Annotated in this window: 23 protein-coding genes and 1 pseudogene; 2 read left to right on the top strand and 22 right to left on the bottom strand. The window is 25.5% G+C overall.

Annotated elements, in window-relative coordinates; translation table 4 throughout:
• Positions 1-6 precede the first annotated feature (6 nt).
• The 6 genes from xseB to AACK91_RS10195 all read right to left on the bottom strand — a co-directional run bounded on the left by xseB (position 7) and on the right by AACK91_RS10195 (position 6,514).
• Positions 7-228 (bottom strand): exodeoxyribonuclease VII small subunit, encoded by a 222-nt coding sequence (xseB, locus tag AACK91_RS10220; RefSeq protein ID WP_040093613.1) that lies wholly within the window; start codon positions 226-228, stop codon positions 7-9.
• Positions 218-1,510 (bottom strand): exodeoxyribonuclease VII large subunit, encoded by a 1,293-nt coding sequence (xseA, locus tag AACK91_RS10215; RefSeq protein WP_338966405.1) that lies wholly within the window; start codon positions 1,508-1,510, stop codon positions 218-220. The genes xseB and xseA overlap by 11 nt, the downstream gene beginning before the upstream one ends.
• 81 nt (positions 1,511-1,591) lie before the next feature.
• Positions 1,592-2,032, bottom strand: a complete 441-nt coding sequence (locus AACK91_RS10210) for a hypothetical protein (protein ID WP_338966403.1) — start codon at positions 2,030-2,032, stop codon at positions 1,592-1,594.
• A 15-nt stretch (positions 2,033-2,047) separates the two neighbouring features.
• On the bottom strand, positions 2,048-2,812 hold the full coding sequence (locus tag AACK91_RS10205) for a hypothetical protein (protein ID WP_338966401.1): 765 nt from the start codon (positions 2,810-2,812) through the stop codon (positions 2,048-2,050).
• A 12-nt stretch (positions 2,813-2,824) separates the two neighbouring features.
• The gene (locus AACK91_RS10200) at positions 2,825-3,880 is read right to left on the bottom strand and encodes an FtsX-like permease family protein (protein WP_338966399.1); all 1,056 of its coding nucleotides are present in this window, start codon (positions 3,878-3,880) and stop codon (positions 2,825-2,827) included.
• Positions 3,881-3,925: 45 nt separating this feature from the next.
• Complete coding sequence (locus AACK91_RS10195; RefSeq protein ID WP_338966397.1) at positions 3,926-6,514, bottom strand: ABC transporter permease; 2,589 nt, start codon at positions 6,512-6,514, stop codon at positions 3,926-3,928.
• Positions 6,515-6,748: 234 nt separating this feature from the next.
• Here AACK91_RS10195 and AACK91_RS10190 point away from each other — a divergent pair, with 234 nt between their 5' ends.
• Positions 6,749-7,711, top strand: coding sequence for an IS1/IS1595 family N-terminal zinc-binding domain-containing protein (locus AACK91_RS10190; protein WP_338963247.1), 963 nt, complete (start codon positions 6,749-6,751; stop codon positions 7,709-7,711).
• 192 nt (positions 7,712-7,903) lie between these two features.
• Here AACK91_RS10190 and AACK91_RS10185 read toward each other — a convergent pair whose 3' ends face one another.
• Positions 7,904-8,890: an IS30 family transposase gene (locus AACK91_RS10185; protein WP_338966395.1), complete on the bottom strand. Its 987-nt coding sequence runs from the start codon at positions 8,888-8,890 to the stop codon at positions 7,904-7,906.
• 187 nt (positions 8,891-9,077) lie between these two features.
• Positions 9,078-10,040 carry an IS1/IS1595 family N-terminal zinc-binding domain-containing protein gene (locus tag AACK91_RS10180; RefSeq protein WP_338963247.1) on the bottom strand — a complete coding sequence of 321 codons (963 nt, stop codon included), beginning with the start codon at positions 10,038-10,040 and terminating at the stop codon, positions 9,078-9,080.
• 79 nt (positions 10,041-10,119) lie between these two features.
• Between AACK91_RS10180 and AACK91_RS10175 the strand changes: the two genes are divergently transcribed.
• Positions 10,120-10,530 carry a lipoprotein gene (locus tag AACK91_RS10175; protein ID WP_338966393.1) on the top strand — a complete coding sequence of 137 codons (411 nt, stop codon included), beginning with the start codon at positions 10,120-10,122 and terminating at the stop codon, positions 10,528-10,530.
• Between the two features lie 20 nt (positions 10,531-10,550).
• Here the strand turns inward: AACK91_RS10175 and AACK91_RS10170 are convergent, their stop codons facing one another.
• The 14 genes and pseudogenes from AACK91_RS10170 to AACK91_RS10105 all read right to left on the bottom strand — a co-directional run bounded on the left by AACK91_RS10170 (position 10,551) and on the right by AACK91_RS10105 (position 20,732).
• Entirely contained in the window at positions 10,551-12,731 is a 2,181-nt protein-coding gene (locus AACK91_RS10170; protein WP_338965368.1) for a spiroplasma phage ORF1-like family protein, read from the bottom strand.
• Between the two features lie 9 nt (positions 12,732-12,740).
• Complete coding sequence (locus AACK91_RS10165; protein WP_004027616.1) at positions 12,741-12,977, bottom strand: hypothetical protein; 237 nt, start codon at positions 12,975-12,977, stop codon at positions 12,741-12,743.
• Positions 12,977-13,376 (bottom strand): annotated as a pseudogene (locus AACK91_RS10160) (hypothetical protein). Before AACK91_RS10160 ends, AACK91_RS10165 begins: the two are co-directional and overlap by 1 nt.
• Positions 13,369-14,382 (bottom strand): hypothetical protein, encoded by a 1,014-nt coding sequence (locus AACK91_RS10155; RefSeq protein ID WP_338966391.1) that lies wholly within the window; start codon positions 14,380-14,382, stop codon positions 13,369-13,371. Before AACK91_RS10155 ends, AACK91_RS10160 begins: the two are co-directional and overlap by 8 nt.
• Positions 14,382-14,585, bottom strand: coding sequence for a DUF2649 family protein (locus AACK91_RS10150; RefSeq protein ID WP_126821076.1), 204 nt, complete (start codon positions 14,583-14,585; stop codon positions 14,382-14,384). The genes AACK91_RS10155 and AACK91_RS10150 overlap by 1 nt, the downstream gene beginning before the upstream one ends.
• 152 nt (positions 14,586-14,737) lie before the next feature.
• Positions 14,738-15,178: a DUF3627 domain-containing protein gene (locus AACK91_RS10145; protein ID WP_338963574.1), complete on the bottom strand. Its 441-nt coding sequence runs from the start codon at positions 15,176-15,178 to the stop codon at positions 14,738-14,740.
• A gap of 209 nt (positions 15,179-15,387) precedes the next feature.
• Positions 15,388-15,639: a hypothetical protein gene (locus AACK91_RS10140; RefSeq protein ID WP_126821078.1), complete on the bottom strand. Its 252-nt coding sequence runs from the start codon at positions 15,637-15,639 to the stop codon at positions 15,388-15,390.
• On the bottom strand, positions 15,639-15,788 hold the full coding sequence (locus AACK91_RS10135) for a hypothetical protein (protein ID WP_004027793.1): 150 nt from the start codon (positions 15,786-15,788) through the stop codon (positions 15,639-15,641). Before AACK91_RS10135 ends, AACK91_RS10140 begins: the two co-directional genes overlap by 1 nt.
• A 291-nt stretch (positions 15,789-16,079) precedes the next feature.
• Positions 16,080-16,781, bottom strand: coding sequence for a hypothetical protein (locus tag AACK91_RS10130; protein WP_338966338.1), 702 nt, complete (start codon positions 16,779-16,781; stop codon positions 16,080-16,082).
• A gap of 36 nt (positions 16,782-16,817) precedes the next feature.
• Entirely contained in the window at positions 16,818-17,330 is a 513-nt protein-coding gene (locus AACK91_RS10125) for a hypothetical protein (protein WP_338966335.1), read from the bottom strand.
• A gap of 1 nt (position 17,331) precedes the next feature.
• Positions 17,332-19,473, bottom strand: coding sequence for a hypothetical protein (locus AACK91_RS10120; protein WP_338966333.1), 2,142 nt, complete (start codon positions 19,471-19,473; stop codon positions 17,332-17,334).
• A 29-nt stretch (positions 19,474-19,502) separates the two neighbouring features.
• Complete coding sequence (locus AACK91_RS10115) at positions 19,503-19,859, bottom strand: hypothetical protein (RefSeq protein WP_338966330.1); 357 nt, start codon at positions 19,857-19,859, stop codon at positions 19,503-19,505.
• The gene (locus AACK91_RS10110; RefSeq protein ID WP_338966327.1) at positions 19,817-20,020 is read right to left on the bottom strand and encodes a lipoprotein; all 204 of its coding nucleotides are present in this window, start codon (positions 20,018-20,020) and stop codon (positions 19,817-19,819) included. Before AACK91_RS10110 ends, AACK91_RS10115 begins: the two co-directional genes overlap by 43 nt.
• Positions 20,021-20,036: 16 nt before the next feature.
• Positions 20,037-20,732, bottom strand: a complete 696-nt coding sequence (locus tag AACK91_RS10105) for a hypothetical protein (RefSeq protein ID WP_338966389.1) — start codon at positions 20,730-20,732, stop codon at positions 20,037-20,039.
• Positions 20,733-20,825 lie beyond the last annotated feature (93 nt).

The following is a 20,825-nucleotide window of genomic DNA, read 5'->3' as shown; positions in this document are numbered from 1 at the left end:
AATAAATTATTCTTCATCAACTTTAAAATCAGTCGGATTATTATTTTTAACAATTTTAGTGACTTTATCTTTAATATCTTGTAATTTAGTTTCTGCTAATTTAGTTAATTTAATTCCTGTTTCAAAAGCATCAATCGCTTGATCTAATGGTAACTGATTATTTTCTAAATCATTAACAATTTGTTTTAATTGTTCTAAAACTTGTTCAAATGATTTATTATCTGCCATTTTCTTCACCATCCTTCTTAATTGTTTGTACAACTGACTGAATAATTCCATCTTGCACACGTGTCATAATTATATCATTATTCGTTACTTGTTGAATTGATGTTAACACATTTTTATTGTTATTATAAGTAATACTATATCCTCGCGTTAGTGTTTTTAACGGACTTAATAAATCTAATTTACTTAATAAATTATTTTTTTTATATTCAATTGCTACCATTTGTTGTTGCATTAATGTAATTAACCTTTGATAATAGGTTTGAATAACATTCTTGTTTGCTAAGAAAAAAGTTTCTTGACAAACATTAAACTGTTTTACTAATAATTGATAATAATGTTCTTGTTGTGCATACAATGCTTGCGGTTTTGTTAAAACATAACCATTCCTTAGTTCTGCTACTTTATCTGCTAATTTATCAACTTTTGTTTTAATCGTTGTTATTAGAATACGTTGTTGTTGTTTTAAAAAATTCATTAATTCTTTTTGATCTGGTGTTGCTAGTTCTGCCGCTGCGGTTGGTGTTGGTGCTCGTAAATCACTAACAAAATCTGCTAAGGTAAAGTCAATTTCATGACCAACCGCTGAAATAACAGGAATTGTTGCTTGAAAAATTGCTTCAACAACTTCCAATTCATTAAAAGCTCACAAATCTTCAATACTACCACCACCACGGCCAACAATCAAAGTATCAATTTTAGGTTTAAAAGCTAAAGCTGCTTTAATGTTTTTGCGAATATCGTGTTTTGCATCTTCTCCTTGCACTAAGCTTGGAAATAAATAAATGTTAGCTTGAGGGTAACGTCGATGAATCGTAGTAATAATATCACGAATGGCAGCTCCAGTTGGAGCGGTAATAACCCCAATATTAGTTGGAAACTGAGGAATTGGTTTTTTTAATGACTGATCAAATCATCCTTTTTTGCTTAATTCTTGTTTTAACGCTTCATATTTTAAGAACAAGTACCCTACCCCATGCAAAGATAAAGTAACAACTTGTAAACTATATGTTCCCTGCGGCTCATATACTTTAATTGAACCAGTCGCAACAATTTTTAACCCTTCTTTTAATTTAAACTGTAAATTTTTAGCATTAAATGCAAACATAATTGCTCGAATTTGTGCTTTATCATCTTTAATCGTAAAATAAATATGTCCTGATGAATGGTTTGTAATATTAGAAATTTCACCTTGTAAAGAAATATTAATAAAATTAGGATTTTGTTCAATTGATGTTTTTAAATAAGCATTAACTTCACTAACCGTATAAATATTTTTACTCATAAAACTCCTCCACAAGCCATTGTCTTCCAATTAAATAATATCATTGAAAAGAATAAAAATTAGTTTATTTTTAAACTAATTTTAATAAATATTATTAACTTCTTCTAACTGATAATGATTGATTCGAAACATTTTATTATTTTGTTCATCAATAAGATAACTACGAATATTATTTGTTGTTTCTTTTTCATTAATAATTTTTTTTAATAAAAAAGTTTGGTTTAAGTAATCGATTTGGTATAAATTCCCGAGTGTTTTCATAAGATATGTTACACCTTTTGCGGTAAATAATGAATTTGTTGTTAAATATTCTTCGCCAGGAATAAATCCTTGTTTTAAATTAAGAAAAATTGGCGTTGTTAAATCTAAAATTCAATCAGAACCATCATATTGTAACTGAAATAAAATTGGATCTAAATTTTCTGTTGCTGGATTAATAACAGCAGCATATAGTTTATTACGAATTTCAATGACTTGAATTAACGCAACGGTTAATAAATTTCATTGATCATGCCCTTGCACTTTAATTACTTTATATTATGGTGAGGTTAATTGACCATTATTAACATTTTGGATTGCCATATATAATTGCTTCTTATTTGGAAAATGTTGCACAACATTAATTCGCATTGTATTATTTGGAATTTTGTTAATGTTTTTTGGTCACATCATACGACCAAGTTGTAATAAATTTTGATGATTAAGTGTATCACAATCTCACTGTAATAATTCCTGATCCGTTGTTTGATAACCTGTTGTTGTTTTTTCAATTGCAACGGCCCCCTGACTACCAAGACCTAATACACTATTATTAGTAATTTGAAAAGCACTACTTGTGGTAAAAACTAAATTAGGTTTAATGATTTCATCAGGAGCTAAATATTTTAAAAATAATCAAAATGATTGCTTAGTTAAAAACTCAAAACTATTATTAATATCATATTTTACTTCAAAAATTATTCCAACTGAAAAATTATGATCATCAAGAATTTGTCCATCCCGATTTAAAACACTTGTAATTTTAATATTACTAGGTGTAACACCATAAATATTATTATCGCCACCCAATGCTTGATAAATAGTATTTACAGCATAAGTTTTACCTTCCGACAAGGTTACTTTGTTATTATCAGTTTCAATTTCTTGATATGTCTCAACTGTATTTGTAATCTTTTGAATCGCTAATGCTAAGGTATCTTTTTGAACCGGATATAAATTATCATTTGTTGCACAACTTATTAATGTTGAAGGTAATCCCAACATTAATGTTCCAACTGTTAAAATTGTTCATATTTTTTTCATTAATCCTATCTCCTATTCATCACTTAAGGTAACGATTGTTTGAATTGGTAACTGGTTAATTTTTCTTGTTGATAAAACAAAAGTTAAAGTAAAAATAAAACTAATTATTCCAAAAATAATAATAAATAATAGCCATGGCATTGGTAAACTTAATGGTAAATTAATCGCTTGTAAGTCGATTTTAACCGCAAAATAAACACTTGTTCAAACGAGGAAAAAACCTAATAATCACCCTAAAATTGCAAAAGGAATAAAAATTGCCAAGGTCATACTATTAATTTCTCCGCGCCGGTAACCAAAAACCCGCATTAAAGCAATAAACTTAGTATATCGTTCCATAAAAACATCTGTCACCAAGAAAATAATAATTGATACTAATGCTCCTGCTAATACAGTCGTAAAATAGCTTAATTGATTAACAACTTGCTTTTTATTATGCAAATAATCAACTTTCCCAACGGCTGAACTAAAAAAAGTTAAACCACCACTCAACGCGTTATCGGCACTAATAGAAGATAAGACATAACGTTGAAATTGATCAGCTGGTTGAATTGCTTTCGTATATTTACCATTAAATCATTGCGGACTGTCTTGATAACCAAGGACTTGATTTCCTCATTTTTGATCTAAAAAAATCCGTGCTTGATCATAAGAATGTTGAATTCCAACAACTTTAAATTGATAATCAGATAAAACATTAAAGTTAGATGTAGTTACTCGCAATAACCCTAATTTCAAGGCTTGACCATACCAATTTTTACCAAAGCCACCATTTACTAAATCAATTAATGATTTTAAATGATGGTCAAAGTTTAAATCATATGCCCCAATAATATAGTTATTTTGTTCAATTTTAGTAACTTTATTATTCAACAAATCAATTTTAGTGGGACCACTTCCTGGATTAATATCAATTTTGTCCTGACTTCAAACATAGGCATCAATCATATTAACTGGTAAATTTAATTTTAATCCACTAATTGAAGCATATGGTTGATTAACATTTGTTCCTCACTGGTCATTATTGGTTCCTGTTAATAAGGCGTTTGTTAAATGCGATAAATTCAAAGTTCAAGGGTCATTTGTAACATTACCATTTTGATAAGTTCACCACTATGGTTTAATATCATAATATTGTTGATCTTTGCCTAAATATTGTAATCGTTGTTGATTTGTATAAAAATTAATAATATCATTTGTTCTTAAATTATATTTTGTTGCTGCTGAATCATTAATTGCAATTGGAATTGTTTTGCCTTGATTTGAAGGAGGTTCTTGTAGTTTTGTCTTTAATTTATTTGTAAAAACAACTTGGTTATCATTAACATCAAGACCATATGATGAAATTTGATTTTTTGCACTATCACGAATAATCCCGTTAACAGCAGCAATTTTTGTATCAAAACCAGTGAATAAACTATCTGTTTTTTTATCATAAGCCATTGAGTTGAACCCAAAATTAAAACGTAACTGATATTTTTCATTTGCTGCTCATTTTTCCTTAATAACCGTTGGTAAAATTGTATTAGTTGCTTGTTCAATACAATATGATCATTTATGTCATGTTGTCCCGGCTGCTTCTGAATTTGAAAATGGTGATTGACCAAATAATTGTGGTAAAAAAGTACATGTTACTAATGATAATTGATTATCCAGTCGCGTCTTAATATTAATATCAGTTGGTAAATCATATAAATAACGTAATAACCAAACTGAAATATTGCTTCCTTTAAACACCATCATGTTTTGTACTAACATATTAACAACAAACGAAGGATAAGATGTACTGTAATTAGGATTAGTTGCTAATTCTTGTAAAGTAATTCATTTTGTTGTATTATCTGCCCCACGGGCATAAACATATGGGGCAATTGGCACATTTTCTAACTTTTGATAAATTGGGTCATTAACCCCGCGATAATCAGGAACATCTTCACTAGGACTATCATAAAGTTCATACCGACTTAATGGATTATTATAAATAACATTTTGATAGTTCAATTCATTGGCATAATTTAAATTTTGATAATATTGTTTACTTAAGGTTTTAATACTATTTGGAACCAAAGCTGCTAATGTAATCTTTCCAGTAGCAATAAAAGTTGTTATTAGGAACATAGTAACTGCTTTTCAACTTGCCCCTAATAACACTAACCGAAAGCGCGTTTTAAATGAACGATTAGTAAAATATAATGATAACCGACTAATTAATTTGTTTGGTTTAAAATCACGATTTGGATTTATTAGTGCTAATACCTCCTGTCCCAATATAATACTACATTCAATAACAACAAGAACAAAAATAATACTTCCTGCCAAAAGGAAAAATAATAATATTTGTCAATTAACAATAAAAGTACTTGGTAACACAAAATATTGTCCAAATAAGTTAATAATTGGCACCTGGAGTCCTAAACCAAGTAATCATCCAATTGGTGTTGCAATAGCTAAAGCAGTTAAGAAATACATCACATAGGACAATGCAATTTTAAAATTATTATAACCATTTGCTTTTAAGATACCAATTTGGCTACGTTGTTTTTCAATCATACTCTTTAATTGAATAAACAAAATAATCATAACAATAACAGCAAAAAAGATTACAATCCCAATTGTGACTAAATGATAAATTTTAATCGCATTATTTAACAATTGATAACGATTATTGACTAATTGGTTTGCATTAAACTTACTAAAACTAACATTATTAATAACATCAGTTTTATTTTGAAAGATTGCTTCAACTGTTTTTCCCAAACGATTAATATTATCAGCTAAATAAACCCGATAATAATTTAAATCAGGTTCCATATTATTTTGATTAGCACCATGATATGTTAGTTGAACGGTACTGACATCTTGATACTGTTGACTAGTAAATCCTTCGTTATTGTAACCAAATAAACGATTAAACATTTGCGGGTGGACATAAATAATTGATTCATTACTTGCATCAGGTAAAAAATCAGTATCATAAATTGTTGGATAAATATTTTGAGTATCACCCCCAACAGCTTCAATATAAAGCTTTAATTGATTAACTAAAATTGTATCATCAAAACGTAAGTGATTTGCTTTAAAATACTGTGGTAAAACAATTGCTGTATCAACCATTTCATTTAAACCACGATCAAATCATTTTGATTTCTGTAAGATTTTTAACTGCCCCGAATTATAGGGTTGTGTTCAGTCAATAAATTTATACTTTTTACCATCAGTTGTTCAAGCAATTGCCTGGTTTCGATTAATAACTTCAAAATTACTAACCATTCCCAACATATCTTGATAAGTTGTTAAAAAATCATTATTAATAAATTTATTATTATAATCATACTGGCCAAAAAAGTCATATGTACTTAAATTACGAACTTTATAACTACCGTTTAGTAAAAAGTTTTTAGTAACATTACTATGATCGTTTTTATCATTTAAAAGTTGGATAATATTATCATTTTTAGCATCAGTTAAAAAATAACGATAATTTTTGACACCAGTACAACCAGTACTATTTTGACAATCAAGTTCTTTTAACCCCAAAGTATTATTTGAATCATAAATTGGAAAACCTAATGTTCCCTGCATTCCCCAATATTTATCAGTTGCTGCTGTTGGTGTTAAAAAAATTCGATCGGCACGAGCAACATTTTTACCAGGATTATTAATTCCTAAATTCTTTGTTTGCCAATGTTCACCTAAGTTCACACCATTAATAAATTGATTTAGCAGATTAACATCTGTTGTGTTATTTTTTAAGGCATAAACTTCAATGTTTTTATATACCTGTATACTGTAAAACTAAATCATAAAAAGTTATAATTATATTAACATATTAATCATGAAATACAATAAAAAAGCTCTTTAATTTTGTCGAAAACTCTTGATATTTATAAAATATACCTAAAATTAGGTATATTTTTAATATATAGAGGTAAATAAATGATGAAAAAAATAATTACAGAATTAATAAATAGCTTAACAGATGATCAATTTTTAGAATTTTATGAAAAAATAAAACAACAAGCAGACTTAATTAAAAAACAAAAACGTTTAAATGAAATTGATCAAAAATTTAGAGATAAAGGCATTATATGTCCTAATTGCAAATCTTTTCATTGTGTTAAAAATGGTCATAATTCCGAAGGAAAACAAAAATATTTATGTAAAAAATGTCGTGCTAGTTTTGATGCATTTCGTCATCATTTTACTTATTGAAGTCATTTAAATTATGAACAGTGAAATTTATTAATTCAAATTTCATTGTTAGGACAATCTAGTAAAATAATTTCTCGTTTTATTAAAACAACCCCAAAAACCGCTTGATATAATCGACAAAAATTAATGCAATCAAAACAATTAGAAAATACACAGTTAAAATTTAAAAAATTAAATGGTCAAATCCAAATGGATGAAACATTTATTAAAGAAATTCATAAAGGCAATTTTAAAGATAAATTTGATAAACGAAAAACTCATCTCGATCCATTTTCAACTGATACCAAATGCTGTATTCAAATGGCGGTTGATAGCAATAATAATATTTTTGTTCAATCCACCAATACCAAAAGATTACAAAAACAATGGATTATTGAAAATATGAATAAGCAACTAATTAAAGAAAAATCAATAATTATTTCTGATATGCAACCACTATATTTATTAGTAGCAAAACAAACAAATTCTACTCTATATTCCACCAAAACTAGTACAAACCCTGATACTAGTTATCAAAAGTTAAATAAGATTAGTAAATTACAATCCAGTCTTAAAGAAGCCTTAATTCATTATCATGGTTTGGGTTTCACTAATATTCAAAATTATTTAAAGCTCTGAAAATGAAAATACCAACACAAAGGTTTAACACCAAACCAACAATCAACGGTATTATATTTTAACGTTTAAAAAATTTAAAGCAAAATCATAATCTTACACAAAATTAGTTTTCAAATTGTCATATTGATGATTTTTTTTATTTCATCAAGAGTTTTCGACAAAATTAAAGAATCTAATTATATTATTAAAATGCTGAAAAAAATTTGTTAAACACAAAAATAATTAATAGATTTTATTATTTTTATTATATACATTAACTAATTAATGAACAAATATTTTTTTAAAATATTGTTTTGATGTAAAATCCCCTAAACAAGGTCTTATTGTAGTATTTAATATATCTAAAACAGATTTTAATCTACTGCGAATATTAATTATAGGCTCATTTCGTAAAAACCAACGCCTTATATCTCTATTTATCATTTCAACTAATGCTTTTTGTTTTGGTTTTCCAGGGTCACAAAAATAAACTCTTATTTTTAAATATTTTTCTATTAGTTTTCATTTATAAAATTCTTTTCCCCTATCTGTTAAAATACAACTAAATTTATTAATACCAATTTGTCTAATCATTTTCATTAAAACCATTAACACAATACTTGCTTTTTTAGTAAATAAAATATCATAAAAAACTATTTTAGATTTCCGATTTACTAAAACTAACAAATGAAAATTACCACAATCAAGGGTATCCATTTCTCAAATTCCACTAAAACTTAAATCATCTCCATAATCATTTAAAAATTGCTTATAATCTCTAATATTAAGCAATACACCACGATTATCATTTTTTTCACCATTTTTAGTTTTTCGCTTTTTATTTTTAAAATACAAATTATTTTTTGATAAATTAAAATAACCTAATCTAATATATTTATACATTGTTTTAAAACATACACTAAATTTTACATTATATTGTAATTCATACGACATAATAATATTTTGTGGCGAACGACCAAAATTATTATATTCATTAGAAAAATGACTTAATTCTTGTGAATTTAACATTGAATATTTACGACATTGTTTTTTGTTTTTATCATGTATTTTTTGTGCTTTTGCAGCATTATAATCACCAATATTATCAAACATATTTAATTCTTGCCAAATAGTTCTATAATCTCTATTCATTTGCTTAGCAATTTTTCGAATATTAATTGTTCCATTTTTCTTTTTAAATAATTCATTGTTTTTTAATTTTTCCAAATTTACTCTTTCATTAATATCTAATCTTTCATATTTTTTCACACTTTACCTCCTAAAATATTAAAATATGTTATAATTTACTTAAAATAATTATAGCATTTTAAGTAAGGAGTTAAATATATGAAAAAACTTTAATTTTGTCGAAAACTCTTGATGAAATAAAAAAAATCATCAATATGACAATTTGAAAACTAATTTTGTGTAAGATTATGATTTTGCTTTAAATTTTTTAAACGTTAAAATATAATACCGTTGATTGTTGGTTTGGTGTTAAACCTTTGTGTTGGTATTTTCATTTTCAGAGCTTTAAATAATTTTGAATATTAGTGAAACCCAAACCATGATAATGAATTAAGGCTTCTTTAAGACTGGATTGTAATTTACTAATCTTATTTAACTTTTGATAACTAGTATCAGGGTTTGTACTAGTTTTGGTGGAATATAGAGTAGAATTTGTTTGTTTTGCTACTAATAAATATAGTGGTTGCATATCAGAAATAATTATTGATTTTTCTTTAATTAGTTGCTTATTCATATTTTCAATAATCCATTGTTTTTGTAATCTTTTGGTATTGGTGGATTGAACAAAAATATTATTATTGCTATCAACCGCCATTTGAATACAGCATTTGGTATCAGTTGAAAATGGATCGAGATGAGTTTTTCGTTTATCAAATTTATCTTTAAAATTGCCTTTATGAATTTCTTTAATAAATGTTTCATCCATTTGGATTTGACCATTTAATTTTTTAAATTTTAACTGTGTATTTTCTAATTGTTTTGATTGCATTAATTTTTGTCGATTATATCAAGCGGTTTTTGGGGTTGTTTTAATAAAACGAGAAATTATTTTACTAGATTGTCCTAACAATGAAATTTGAATTAATAAATTTCACTGTTCATAATTTAAATGACTTCAATAAGTAAAATGATGACGAAATGCATCAAAACTAGCACGACATTTTTTACATAAATATTTTTGTTTTCCTTCGGAATTATGACCATTTTTAACACAATGAAAAGATTTGCAATTAGGACATATAATGCCTTTATCTCTAAATTTTTGATCAATTTCATTTAAACGTTTTTGTTTTTTAATTAAGTCTGCTTGTTGTTTTATTTTTTCATAAAATTCTAAAAATTGATCATCTGTTAAGCTATTTATTAATTCTGTAATTATTTTTTTCATCATTTATTTACCTCTATATATTAAAAATATACCTAATTTTAGGTATATTTTATAAATATCAAGAGTTTTCGACAAAATTAAAGTGAAAAAATGACTTAGCATTTTAGGAACAATCAGATTAACAGCAACAAGTACAACAACATTAATTAGTTGTGAAAAACCAAATAACAATGAAAACGGAGGGGGTAATAAACCGAAACCTACACCTGAACCACAACAACCACAAGAACCACCAATTGGAAGTAATTGAAAATGATATTCAGGAGATGAATTGAACCATGGACCAACTAATAAATGATATATATTAATATCTAAATCAACTAATTCAACTGATGCAGTATATGCAATAGATTTAATTCATTTTACAACAAGTACAAGTATTAAAACAACATATCCACTTTTAAAGTCAATATACAGATGAGAAGAACTAAATAAACCAGCTCTACCAATAATTGATAATAAAACAGGTAAAATTACTGATTGAAAAGAATAAAAGGACCTATAAGTCCTTTTTTATATTAATCGAACAAATTTCATAAAAATAATTAATAGGAATATATTTGTTATTGTGTTATATAATGCTGGACTAAATTTTCATACTTCGAATGTTTGATTAAAAAAACTATATATTGTTTGAAATATTTTACCAACTCCGCTTGCTAATTCATTCACTTGCTTAACACCAGGAATATTATTTACAATTCAAATTGCCGCATTTCTAATATGACACGCTAAATTATATCAACTACAACTTTCATATTGTGCTTGTCATCATTGCCCATCAGGAAATAATCCACCATTATTTATTTCTTGTCAGTTATAAATACCAAAATTAAAATCATAATAACGATACATATCATTTTCTTTTTGTGCTTGTAATTCAAAAACATTATAACCAATTTTTTGTTCTTCAATCTTTTTATATTTTAAACCATATTTATCTTTTAAAGCACCTTCAAAAATATAACCTTCATTTTGATTAATATTATAATCATTTGCAACAGAAAAATCATAATTAAATACATTACCATAGTTAATGTTATAAAATCGTTTTTTAAATGCTGAATACAATTTAATATCTAGTTGCTTATATTTATCAGAAAAATAAAAATAACGAGGATAAATCTTAAAACCATTATTTGCTAATAAACCATATTTTTTATTATAACCTTGCACATAAGTATTGTTTTCTAAGTCAAAAATTGTTCGTAAATAATCTTTATAAAAGTTTTGCGAAACTGTAAACATACTATTTAACAATTTTTCAAATTGATTTTTATTCGTATTATTTTCATCAATTAAAACATCTCTAAAATTAACTAATTTCAAACCAAAAAAATTAATTAAAACAGTATTATATTCTAAATTATCAATATAACCACTTTCAATAAAATTACTACGATTTTGGAATACTGGAACTAAAGCATGAGCAAAAAATGCTTTTAAAAACTTATTAATATCAATTTGGCCTTTCATCTGTTCAAAAATATCTTTACCAGTATTAGGAGTATTATCTTGATTATAATTATATGTTTCAACACTAAAATTAAAGATACTATCTTTTTCTTTCATAAAAGTAAACAAAAAACCTAAATCATCAGTATATCGATAACTATTTGCATTATTACCATCCCAATATTGTTTAAGATGTGTTAATTCTAAACTACCAGCAACAATATTTTTATGTTCATCAATCGTTAAAATCATTCGATAAATTGATTTTCTAGTTAAAATAATACTAGGTTTTCAGTCCAATTTTTCCATATTATTAATAATTTCAAAATCAAAGATTATTCTTTGACTGCCTAAATTTGAATCATCATAATCAGGATTACCACCTTGCTGTATTCTAATATTTTCTTGAACAATTACATCAATATACTTTAATAAAAAAGAACGAACCTTTTGATAATCATTATCAGTATAAAAAAGAAGATTACCTTGATTATCTATTTCAGGAACTTGTTTATCAGTTGGAATACTTGTATTTTCTCATCTGTATATTGACTTTAAAAATGGATATGTTGTTTTAATACTTGTACTTGTTGTAAAATGAATTAAATCTATTGCATATACTGCATCAGTTGAATTAGTTGATTTAGATATTAATATATATCATTTATTAGTTGGTCCATGGTTCAATTCATCTCCTGAATATCATTTTCAATTCTGAAATTTTAAATTAACTTGTTGCAAATTGTCAATACTTTTTTCTAATTTATTAATTATTTCAACAGTATTAAAATACTTAGCAAAAGAATAAGAAAAATTTGTTAATTCTTTTAGAAATTGTTTTTTATCAACATCATAAAATTTATCAATGTTATATTGTTTAACATAACTATCTCAATTTTTGTATAAATCCATAAATTCATTACTGGGTTTATCAAATGAAATCCCCGTTGAATAACTATCCTTTAAAAAATCTAAATATCATTTATCATTATAAGTTAATGATTGCGATGTTTTTAAAGTTGGATTAATAAAATAATTGGTTTCAGACCAATTTTCAAAAAAACTACTGCGTAAAAACATTGTATTAATAAAATCAGTTTCATTCATTCCTGTTGTTTGTTGATTAACAGTATAATTTTGTTGATTTAACGGTTTAAATGCTGTTAAAGTAATAAAAGGAATAATTAAACCTAAAAGCCCTAAAAGTCCTATTGAAAATAAAGAAAATAATTTTTTCATAAATAACTCCTAACTATATAATGTTTTTGAAACAATAAACCCAACAATATATAAACTTGATATTGTTAACATTAACGGATGACTAAACAAAATTGCCATCTTACCAAATAAAGAAAGTAAAAAAGTATCTGAGTTATATAAATCCATAATAATATTTTTTGCTGATGTTAATTGATTAATAATAACTGTAATAAAACCAGTACCAAATATAGCAATTGCCGCAACCAATAAAACTAGTCTAATCATTATTTATGCACTCTCCGATATCCTTGTTCTCTTGTTTTTGCTTGTTTTGCTAAACTTGATAATTGTTGTTTATTACGATTAATTTTAAACTGTTTACGCTCTGTAATATGTTTTTGCATACCTTGTTTAGTATCTGAAACTCCACGAGCAGTCGCAGAATAAATATTTGATACCCCCCGTTTGTACTATTGAACCTAATTCGTTATATTGTGTTCTTGTGCCGTGAATTGCATAAATTGATAACTTAACAACCATAAAAAAAATAATAAAATAAGCAATTGTTGTATTTGTCATTGGTAATTTAGTATTTCAAATTACATCAAAAATAAACAAAAAAACATCAAAAATAAAACTAAAAATCTTATCTCAATTACTACTTTCTGACAACAAATTAATCATTTTTATCACTTCCTTTTTCTTTTTTAGGTTTTAAATTCTTTTTCAAAATATCAATATCAAACAATTCTAACCGCTCTTTAACACTCAATTTAGTAATTTCTGACCAATAGTATTCTTTGTTATTAATTATTTCATCATTTTTTAAATCACGAACAAACTTTAATCATTGACTATCATATTTCTGTGCAAATTCTAACGGAATAATTATTTTAAAAAACCGAATTCCTAAACCAACATCTGACTTATGTTTTACTCGTTTACCTTCTGCTGTTCGTTCTACTGATTTTGTTTTTCAAATTTCATAATCCGTAATATCTTGAAAAATACCAATTCGCATAATAAAGAAACGATTAAAAAAATTAAATCCTTTTTTAGCAATCGGTTTTTTAAGTGAAATTGGAATAATAATACCACTTGCTAATTGTCGGATATTATTTCAAATCATACCCTCACGCTGTGCTGTAAACAAAGCACGATTACCAAAATGTCTTGCTAAAACAATTCACGGAATTTTACCACTATGGACTTTTTTCTCATCGTGAGGACTAGTTCCATCAATATATAAATAACTTTCATCAAATAAAATAACACTATCATCAGGGGGAACTGGTTTTGTTCTATCTGTAAAATCTAAATTTTTAAATGTTAAAACTTTAACTTTCTCATCTTCTAACGGATAATTACTATAAATTTTATCTGTTAATAATTTCATAGTTTGTGATAAATAAGTTAAAAGTAAAGTTTTTCCGGTTCCTAATTTACCAATAATAACTGATAACGGATTATCTCAAACAAAACTTACTAACCGAAAATCATTTAACTGATAAAATATGTTTTTTCAAACTCATCATACAAAATAAACACATTGCAAAGCAAATAATAATCAAAATACTAAACCAGTATAATTTAATGAAATTATTCAAAATAACAAATCAATTAAACTAAACAAAATCATTGAACTACTAATATAACAATAATTTTTTAAGAAAAATACAAACTTTTTCATTATTTAAAATACCCAACTATTTTAAAAATCATTCATAACAAAAACCAAGTTAAAAATAAAATAACAATTCAAACACCAACCATCAAAGTTAAATATTCATTCTGTGTCAAAGTCCAAGTTGTAATACTTTCAACATTTGTTTTATTTATAAACAAAAAGACATGAATAAAAAACTCTTTTAATTTTTCTCAATCATTTTGCATTTTTAAAAACTCCACATTTTTTGAATAAGTTTAAAAAACATCCCAAAAAATAAAACGATAAATAATACAAACGATATAACATATAAAAATTCAGGGGCATTTGAACCAAAAATATAACTAACAAATTGAACTCAATAGTCATATAAACTCATTTAATTTAAACTTTCTAAATCATTAATTAATTCTTGCTCTTTTTCAACACTTCAATTTGTTAAATTATTATTGTTATTATTTACTTTTACTTTTTTAGGTTCATTTGAAAATAATGCTTTGTGCATACGATTAAAATAATTTTGTTTATATTGATTATACAAATTAATTAATTCTGTTCCAGTTAAATACTTTCAAATATGACGTTTTAAATTTTCATCATATTTTACAATAGGATAAGAATTATCATAAATCAAACCAATTGCTACTTGTTCTGAATGTTTTTCACTCGGATAAATAAATTTATTACTTAATCAAAAACCAATATGGCGATTATGATTAGGTAAATTTATAAATGAAGCTTTATCAGTCTGAAAAACTATGAATTCTTTACGAATAAAATAATTCTCTATATTTTGATTTTTCTTAACAAAATTACTCAATTTTATCAACTCCTTAATAAACATTTTTTTTAATTAACAATGTTATAAATAATGTTAAAATATTGTTTATCTATTGTTTAATAAACATTGTTAAATATAAAAATAATAAAAATTGGCACACTGAAAAATACTATTAAGTTTTAAAATAATAGTTATACAAAATAAATTAATAAAAAATAAATAAACTAGTGTGCCTTAGTTTCTTATTACTAAAATCCTTTGACCATAACACGGAAAAAGTTTAATATTTTAACAATAACAAAAATACCAAATGGAATTAAAATAATTCACGCATCACCTAAAAAAGTCATTAATTGTGGTAATACAGCATAAATTGCTTCTTTAACTTTCATCATCGCTTGCCCTAATCCACTTCAAATAGAACCCATTCCATCTGAAATAGTAGGTGGCGTATCTGCTGCTAAAAAATTAATTGCTGTTGTTAAATACATCCCTAACATTATTTTTTATCCTCCTTGTTTTCAATTTCTTTTTTATCTTTTTTCTTACCTCGAATTTGGCGAATTTTCTGATAAATTGATAAACCAATTCACGCAAAAATACCTAATATAATAACAACACTAAATATTGTCGTTAATCAAACTGGCATAATATATCTCCTTTCAATAAATTAAAAAATTGAAATTTGCAAACTCGCTCCGCTCGTTGTCGCTTTGCTCCACTTAAAAAACATTATTGAATAAATTATCCGCTAATAAATTACGCGGAATAATTTATTCTTTTACTTTTTAATTTCAATATCTTTTACAATCTTATTGACAGTATTAATAACAATATCTTTACCATACTTTTTCACTAATGACCGCAAAATTAAATATTGCTTTGTTTGCATAATTTCAACCTCCTATAATTAACTTAAAAAAGTTAACTAAATTAATAGTTAACTTTTTATGATTTGGCATTTACAATTTACAACCAAATAAGTTAACCGCGACTCTAAGATAAAATGGATATAACGTTTTACTAAATTAATTGCCTGTGTTTTAAGAGTTGGATCAACAGCATTATTAAAAATAAAACGATTATATAATTGCCCTAATAATGATTTTTGAAATGAATAGGCATTAAAATTAAACCGATATAACTGTGAAAATTCTCCTGTTAAAACATTATTATCAGTAATATTAATTGCATTATAATCTAATAAAACATTTTCAAATGGTACTCAACGCCCACTCTTGGCAATTTGTAAGCGGTTTCCTTCAATTTTAAACTGATATTTTTCTCCTTTTAAGCCAGTTCCTAAATCAAACGGTTTTAAAAAATCATTTGAACCACCAATGGTCAAGGTTCCATAATTCTTTTCAAAAAAACCAGTTCCAATTCCAGCATAATCAACATCAAAAGCAAACCATGGCGTAATTGTTTGTTGATTATTTGCTTCATAATTAGTTGAAATATAATTATAATTAATATTTAATGTTCCATACCCCATTGTTTTGTTTGCTTTTTGTAAGCGGTCAAAAGAAGTTCAACAAACAGTGGAAAAAAGTGCAGTTAAAACAATTAAAATCACAAAAATAAAAACTTGTGTCTTATTTTTAAAAGTATTTAAAATTCCTTGTTTTAACAATAATCACATTTTTCTGACCTCTTTCGTTAAAAATAATAATGCTTTTTAATTTTCCTTAGTAGTTAAATATTGATAAGTTTTAGAAAAACGAAAAATAATTGTAAAAAAAATTTTATTTCGATAAATTAAAACATGTTTGTTTACAATAATTTTTTTATTTTTAGTTTGATCAAAATAACTACCAAAAAAATAAAGACGGTCATTTTTTCAAAAGATTGTAAAGTAGATTGAACAACTACTTAAATAAACAATTCATAATATTGCTAAAATCAAAGTACTTATTCCAAAATAAGCGATATTTAATAATGTTGATTCATTAGAAATATCACTATTACCAAAAATAATTGGCTGAAAAATTGCTAAGAGGGATAAAATTACTAAAATCAATAATATTAATGTTGTTCCAACATTAACTCCAAAAAAGATTCATGAAATTACTCGCTCTTTACGAAGAAAACTTTGAAAATAACCATAAATTAAATATATCATTCCAATAAATCAAATTGCAACCGATAAATAAATAAAAATTTCAAGAATAACTAAATAAAACGGAACCATCTTAACCCCATAAATATGTCGTTACAACTTTATTAATAATGTTTTCAAATGTTTTAACAACCATTACTTCATCAATATTATTCCGTGTTAAAAAACGATACAAGAATGAATTTGAAATTTTAATATCACTTTCTGCTGTTAACCCATTGTAATTAAAATCAAACTTAGTACGACTCGTTGGTTTACTTAATTTAACATTACTATTAACATATGACATCATTGTTGTATAATTTAATAATAAGTTTAGTTTTTTTAAGTACATAATTTTATTATTCATATTAATTCCATAAGCAATTGCATCTAATCGTGTTGAGGGATTAAAAGCAGCTTTATTATTATTGTTTGGATCAGGATTAGCAATCGAAGGATAAGCAAACATTGTATCACCAGCAATATAAATTAAACCAGTATGTTCATCATAATCAGCTGATCAGTATGCTGTTTTTGTTCATCCATTTAAAAGATAACGCATATAATGTGGGGCATTTTCTTTTAATAAAGCTAATTGAATGTAAGAACTTACTCCTGGTTCAGAACGAATTAAATTAAAGGTATTATCAGCATCTAATGAATACTGGCCAGTAATATATCCTTTTTCATTACGTTGTTTTACTAAGTTCATAAACTTAATATTTTGTTCATTATAAATATCTAAAAAATAAATATGTAAAATATCAACTTCATATGTTGCTGGGTCTTTATAATCAATGTCACGTTCTCAATCACAAGCCGCTAACTTAATATATTTTCGGTTAGGATCATATTTTTGAATTAATGCTAAATATTTTCCAATTGCTGAACAAGGTAATTCATCAATATAAAGATATGGTGTAACAGTTTGCGTTCATTTCTGTTTACCTGTTTTAATATGGTTTAACAATTGTTGTAAAAACCATTCATTATTTCTAACCCCATCTTCAACATACATGTTCATACTAATTTGCATATAGTCTTGTTTATCTTCATCTCAAACATTATTAGTTTTATAAGTTTTATTTCAAGCTGCTTGTCATCCACTTAGAAGTGCTTTTGTATAACCTACTTCGGCCATTTTGTTCATATAATGATCTCATGCTTTTCAATCTTCATCGGCGATGTACAACCCCTTTTGCTGATTATAACGTCATAGCAAAAAGGTCTGAACTTTATTTCCATCTAATCAATTATTATGTCATTCGGTATTTTTTCGCTCATTTAGTGAAATTGAACTTTGAAAATAATCCATCCCCAACACATTATGTAAATATTTGTGCTCTGGTTCTCAATAATGTTCTCAATTATAATCAATGTATTCAATATTATCATATTTGTTTTTAATACTATTTGGAACTTGATAATTGTTATAGTAAGCAGCACTTCAACCAAAAAAGGAATAAATATTAAAATCAGATTTCTTTTGCTCTGCTGGTAATAGTAAATCATTAACTTTAACTTGAATTTCATTTTCACTTAAAATAACATTAGTTTGTTTTGTGCCGGGAACATCCCCCGTTAACTGAACCTTAACCGGATAATTTCCTGGATTAGCCACAATTTTATCTTTGAAACTCATAATTTTAATTCATAAAACATAGACTTTATTTTTATAAGCAGTTTTTTCAACTGAATTTGTAGTAATTGCATCAGGAACTAATAATTTTTCATTAATTCCGTATGGATTTGGGATTTTTTGATTTGTTAACGAATATGATGCATAAATAAAACGATTAAAACCAATCTGGACGGTCAGATTATTTTTTTCTAATGCACCAGCATTAGTAACGGTTGCTGTTAAATTAGTAATATCATAGTTATTTGTTTTTACAATTAATTGTGTATTAATAAAGTCTTGTTTTCATAATTGTAAATTAACATTCGGATTAATACAATTATTATAGTTTTCTAAATTACCATAAAATTGTGCATCTTTTAAATCGTTGCTTACCTCATTTGGTTGGTACAAAGCATAATTATCATGTTGGCTCCCAAAAAAGGTATGAGCATAAGGTGTTTTATCTTTGCTTTGGATTTGTGTTGTTGGTTCACAACCATCCAATCATACACTTCGCATAAAACTATCTTTTTTCGCAAATAAAACAATTGTCACTACAGCAGTAAAAATCGTTAAGACTAAAATTAATGACATTGAAATTTTTTTAAACATTTATAAAACCCTTTCATATTTTTGATCAATTAATATAAGAAATAAATTTGTTTTCAAGCTCCACTTTGCGTCGAACTGATTCCATTCGTAACTTCACCTGAACGAACATAACTATCAATTTTAGTAATAATTCACATTGGTTGTTCTAAATTACCAACATTAGTTCATTCAATATGATATTTATGACTAACTGGTTTTAAATTATCTGATAATCCTAACCCGCTATAGGCGATGTTTTCTTGTTTATTATCAATACTATAAAACTGTTTTGGATTGTAATGATCATCATAAAATTGATCATTAACATTAATTTGATTAGTACGACTTTCAGTATATAGCTTTGTTACTGAACTATCACCCACACCATTGTTTGTGGTGCTATTCATTCTAAATTGTTTCTTATTTCTTGGTTAGTAGTATTTATTTTATGTTTTTCTTTTTGTTCTTTTAATTCATCCTCGCTATATTGTTTATTACAAGCAACTAAACTGGTTGTACTTGTTCCAATTAAGGTTATTGTTGATAAAAGACTTAATATTTTTTTCATTTATTTTAAATCTTAACTATTTTTCAATATCTAAAAAAACAGTTGCTTCACCAGTATAAATTGTTGAGTCACTTGAAAATACTGTAATCCTTTTTTCATTATTATTGTATAAATCATCAATAATATTTTTAATTCCTATCTTAGTTATATCTAATTGAGGATTTTTATCTTTTAAAAAATCTTTAATTTGTTGTTCGGTTAGTAATCCTTTTTCATTATTAATTTTAACTGTTCCTAAAATAGGATTTGAAATAATTTTAGATAATTCATTTATTTTATTTAAATTGTTATTTTCTAAATCTATAATTTTTATTCTATAAACATGAATAGTGTTATTTAAATCTTTTCAATTAAACCTAACAAAATTATCAGTACTACTAAAATCAATAACTGATATTGGTTTAAAGCTTAGTAATTTGATCGATATAGCATTATTATTATTATTTACAAAGTAAATATTTTTATCATTTATATAATATTTATTATTTCTATTATCAAAACCCAAAAATCTAATATAACTTTCATTAACTCCATATATTTTTTCAATAATTGATTTACGTTTACCATTTTCTATAATTCAATAGAAAACACTAACACCACTATCAGTTTCTGTATTATGTTCTTGTTTTTGATAAGGACTAGCGGCAATTGTGGTTGGTATAGTAGTTCCACTAATTGTTAATACACTTAATAAACTAAGTAACTTTTTCATACTTGTTTTTCTCCTTTTCTTAATCTTGAAACTTTTCATCAAGATCTACCTGCATTATATATATATATATATATATATATAAGCAAAATTATT

Source organism: Spiroplasma endosymbiont of Sarcophaga carnaria (assembly GCF_964019595.1).
Lineage (GTDB): Bacteria > Bacillota_I > Bacilli_A > Mycoplasmatales > Mycoplasmataceae > Spiroplasma > Spiroplasma poulsonii.
This window is presented reverse-complemented; position numbering and strand designations above follow the sequence as displayed.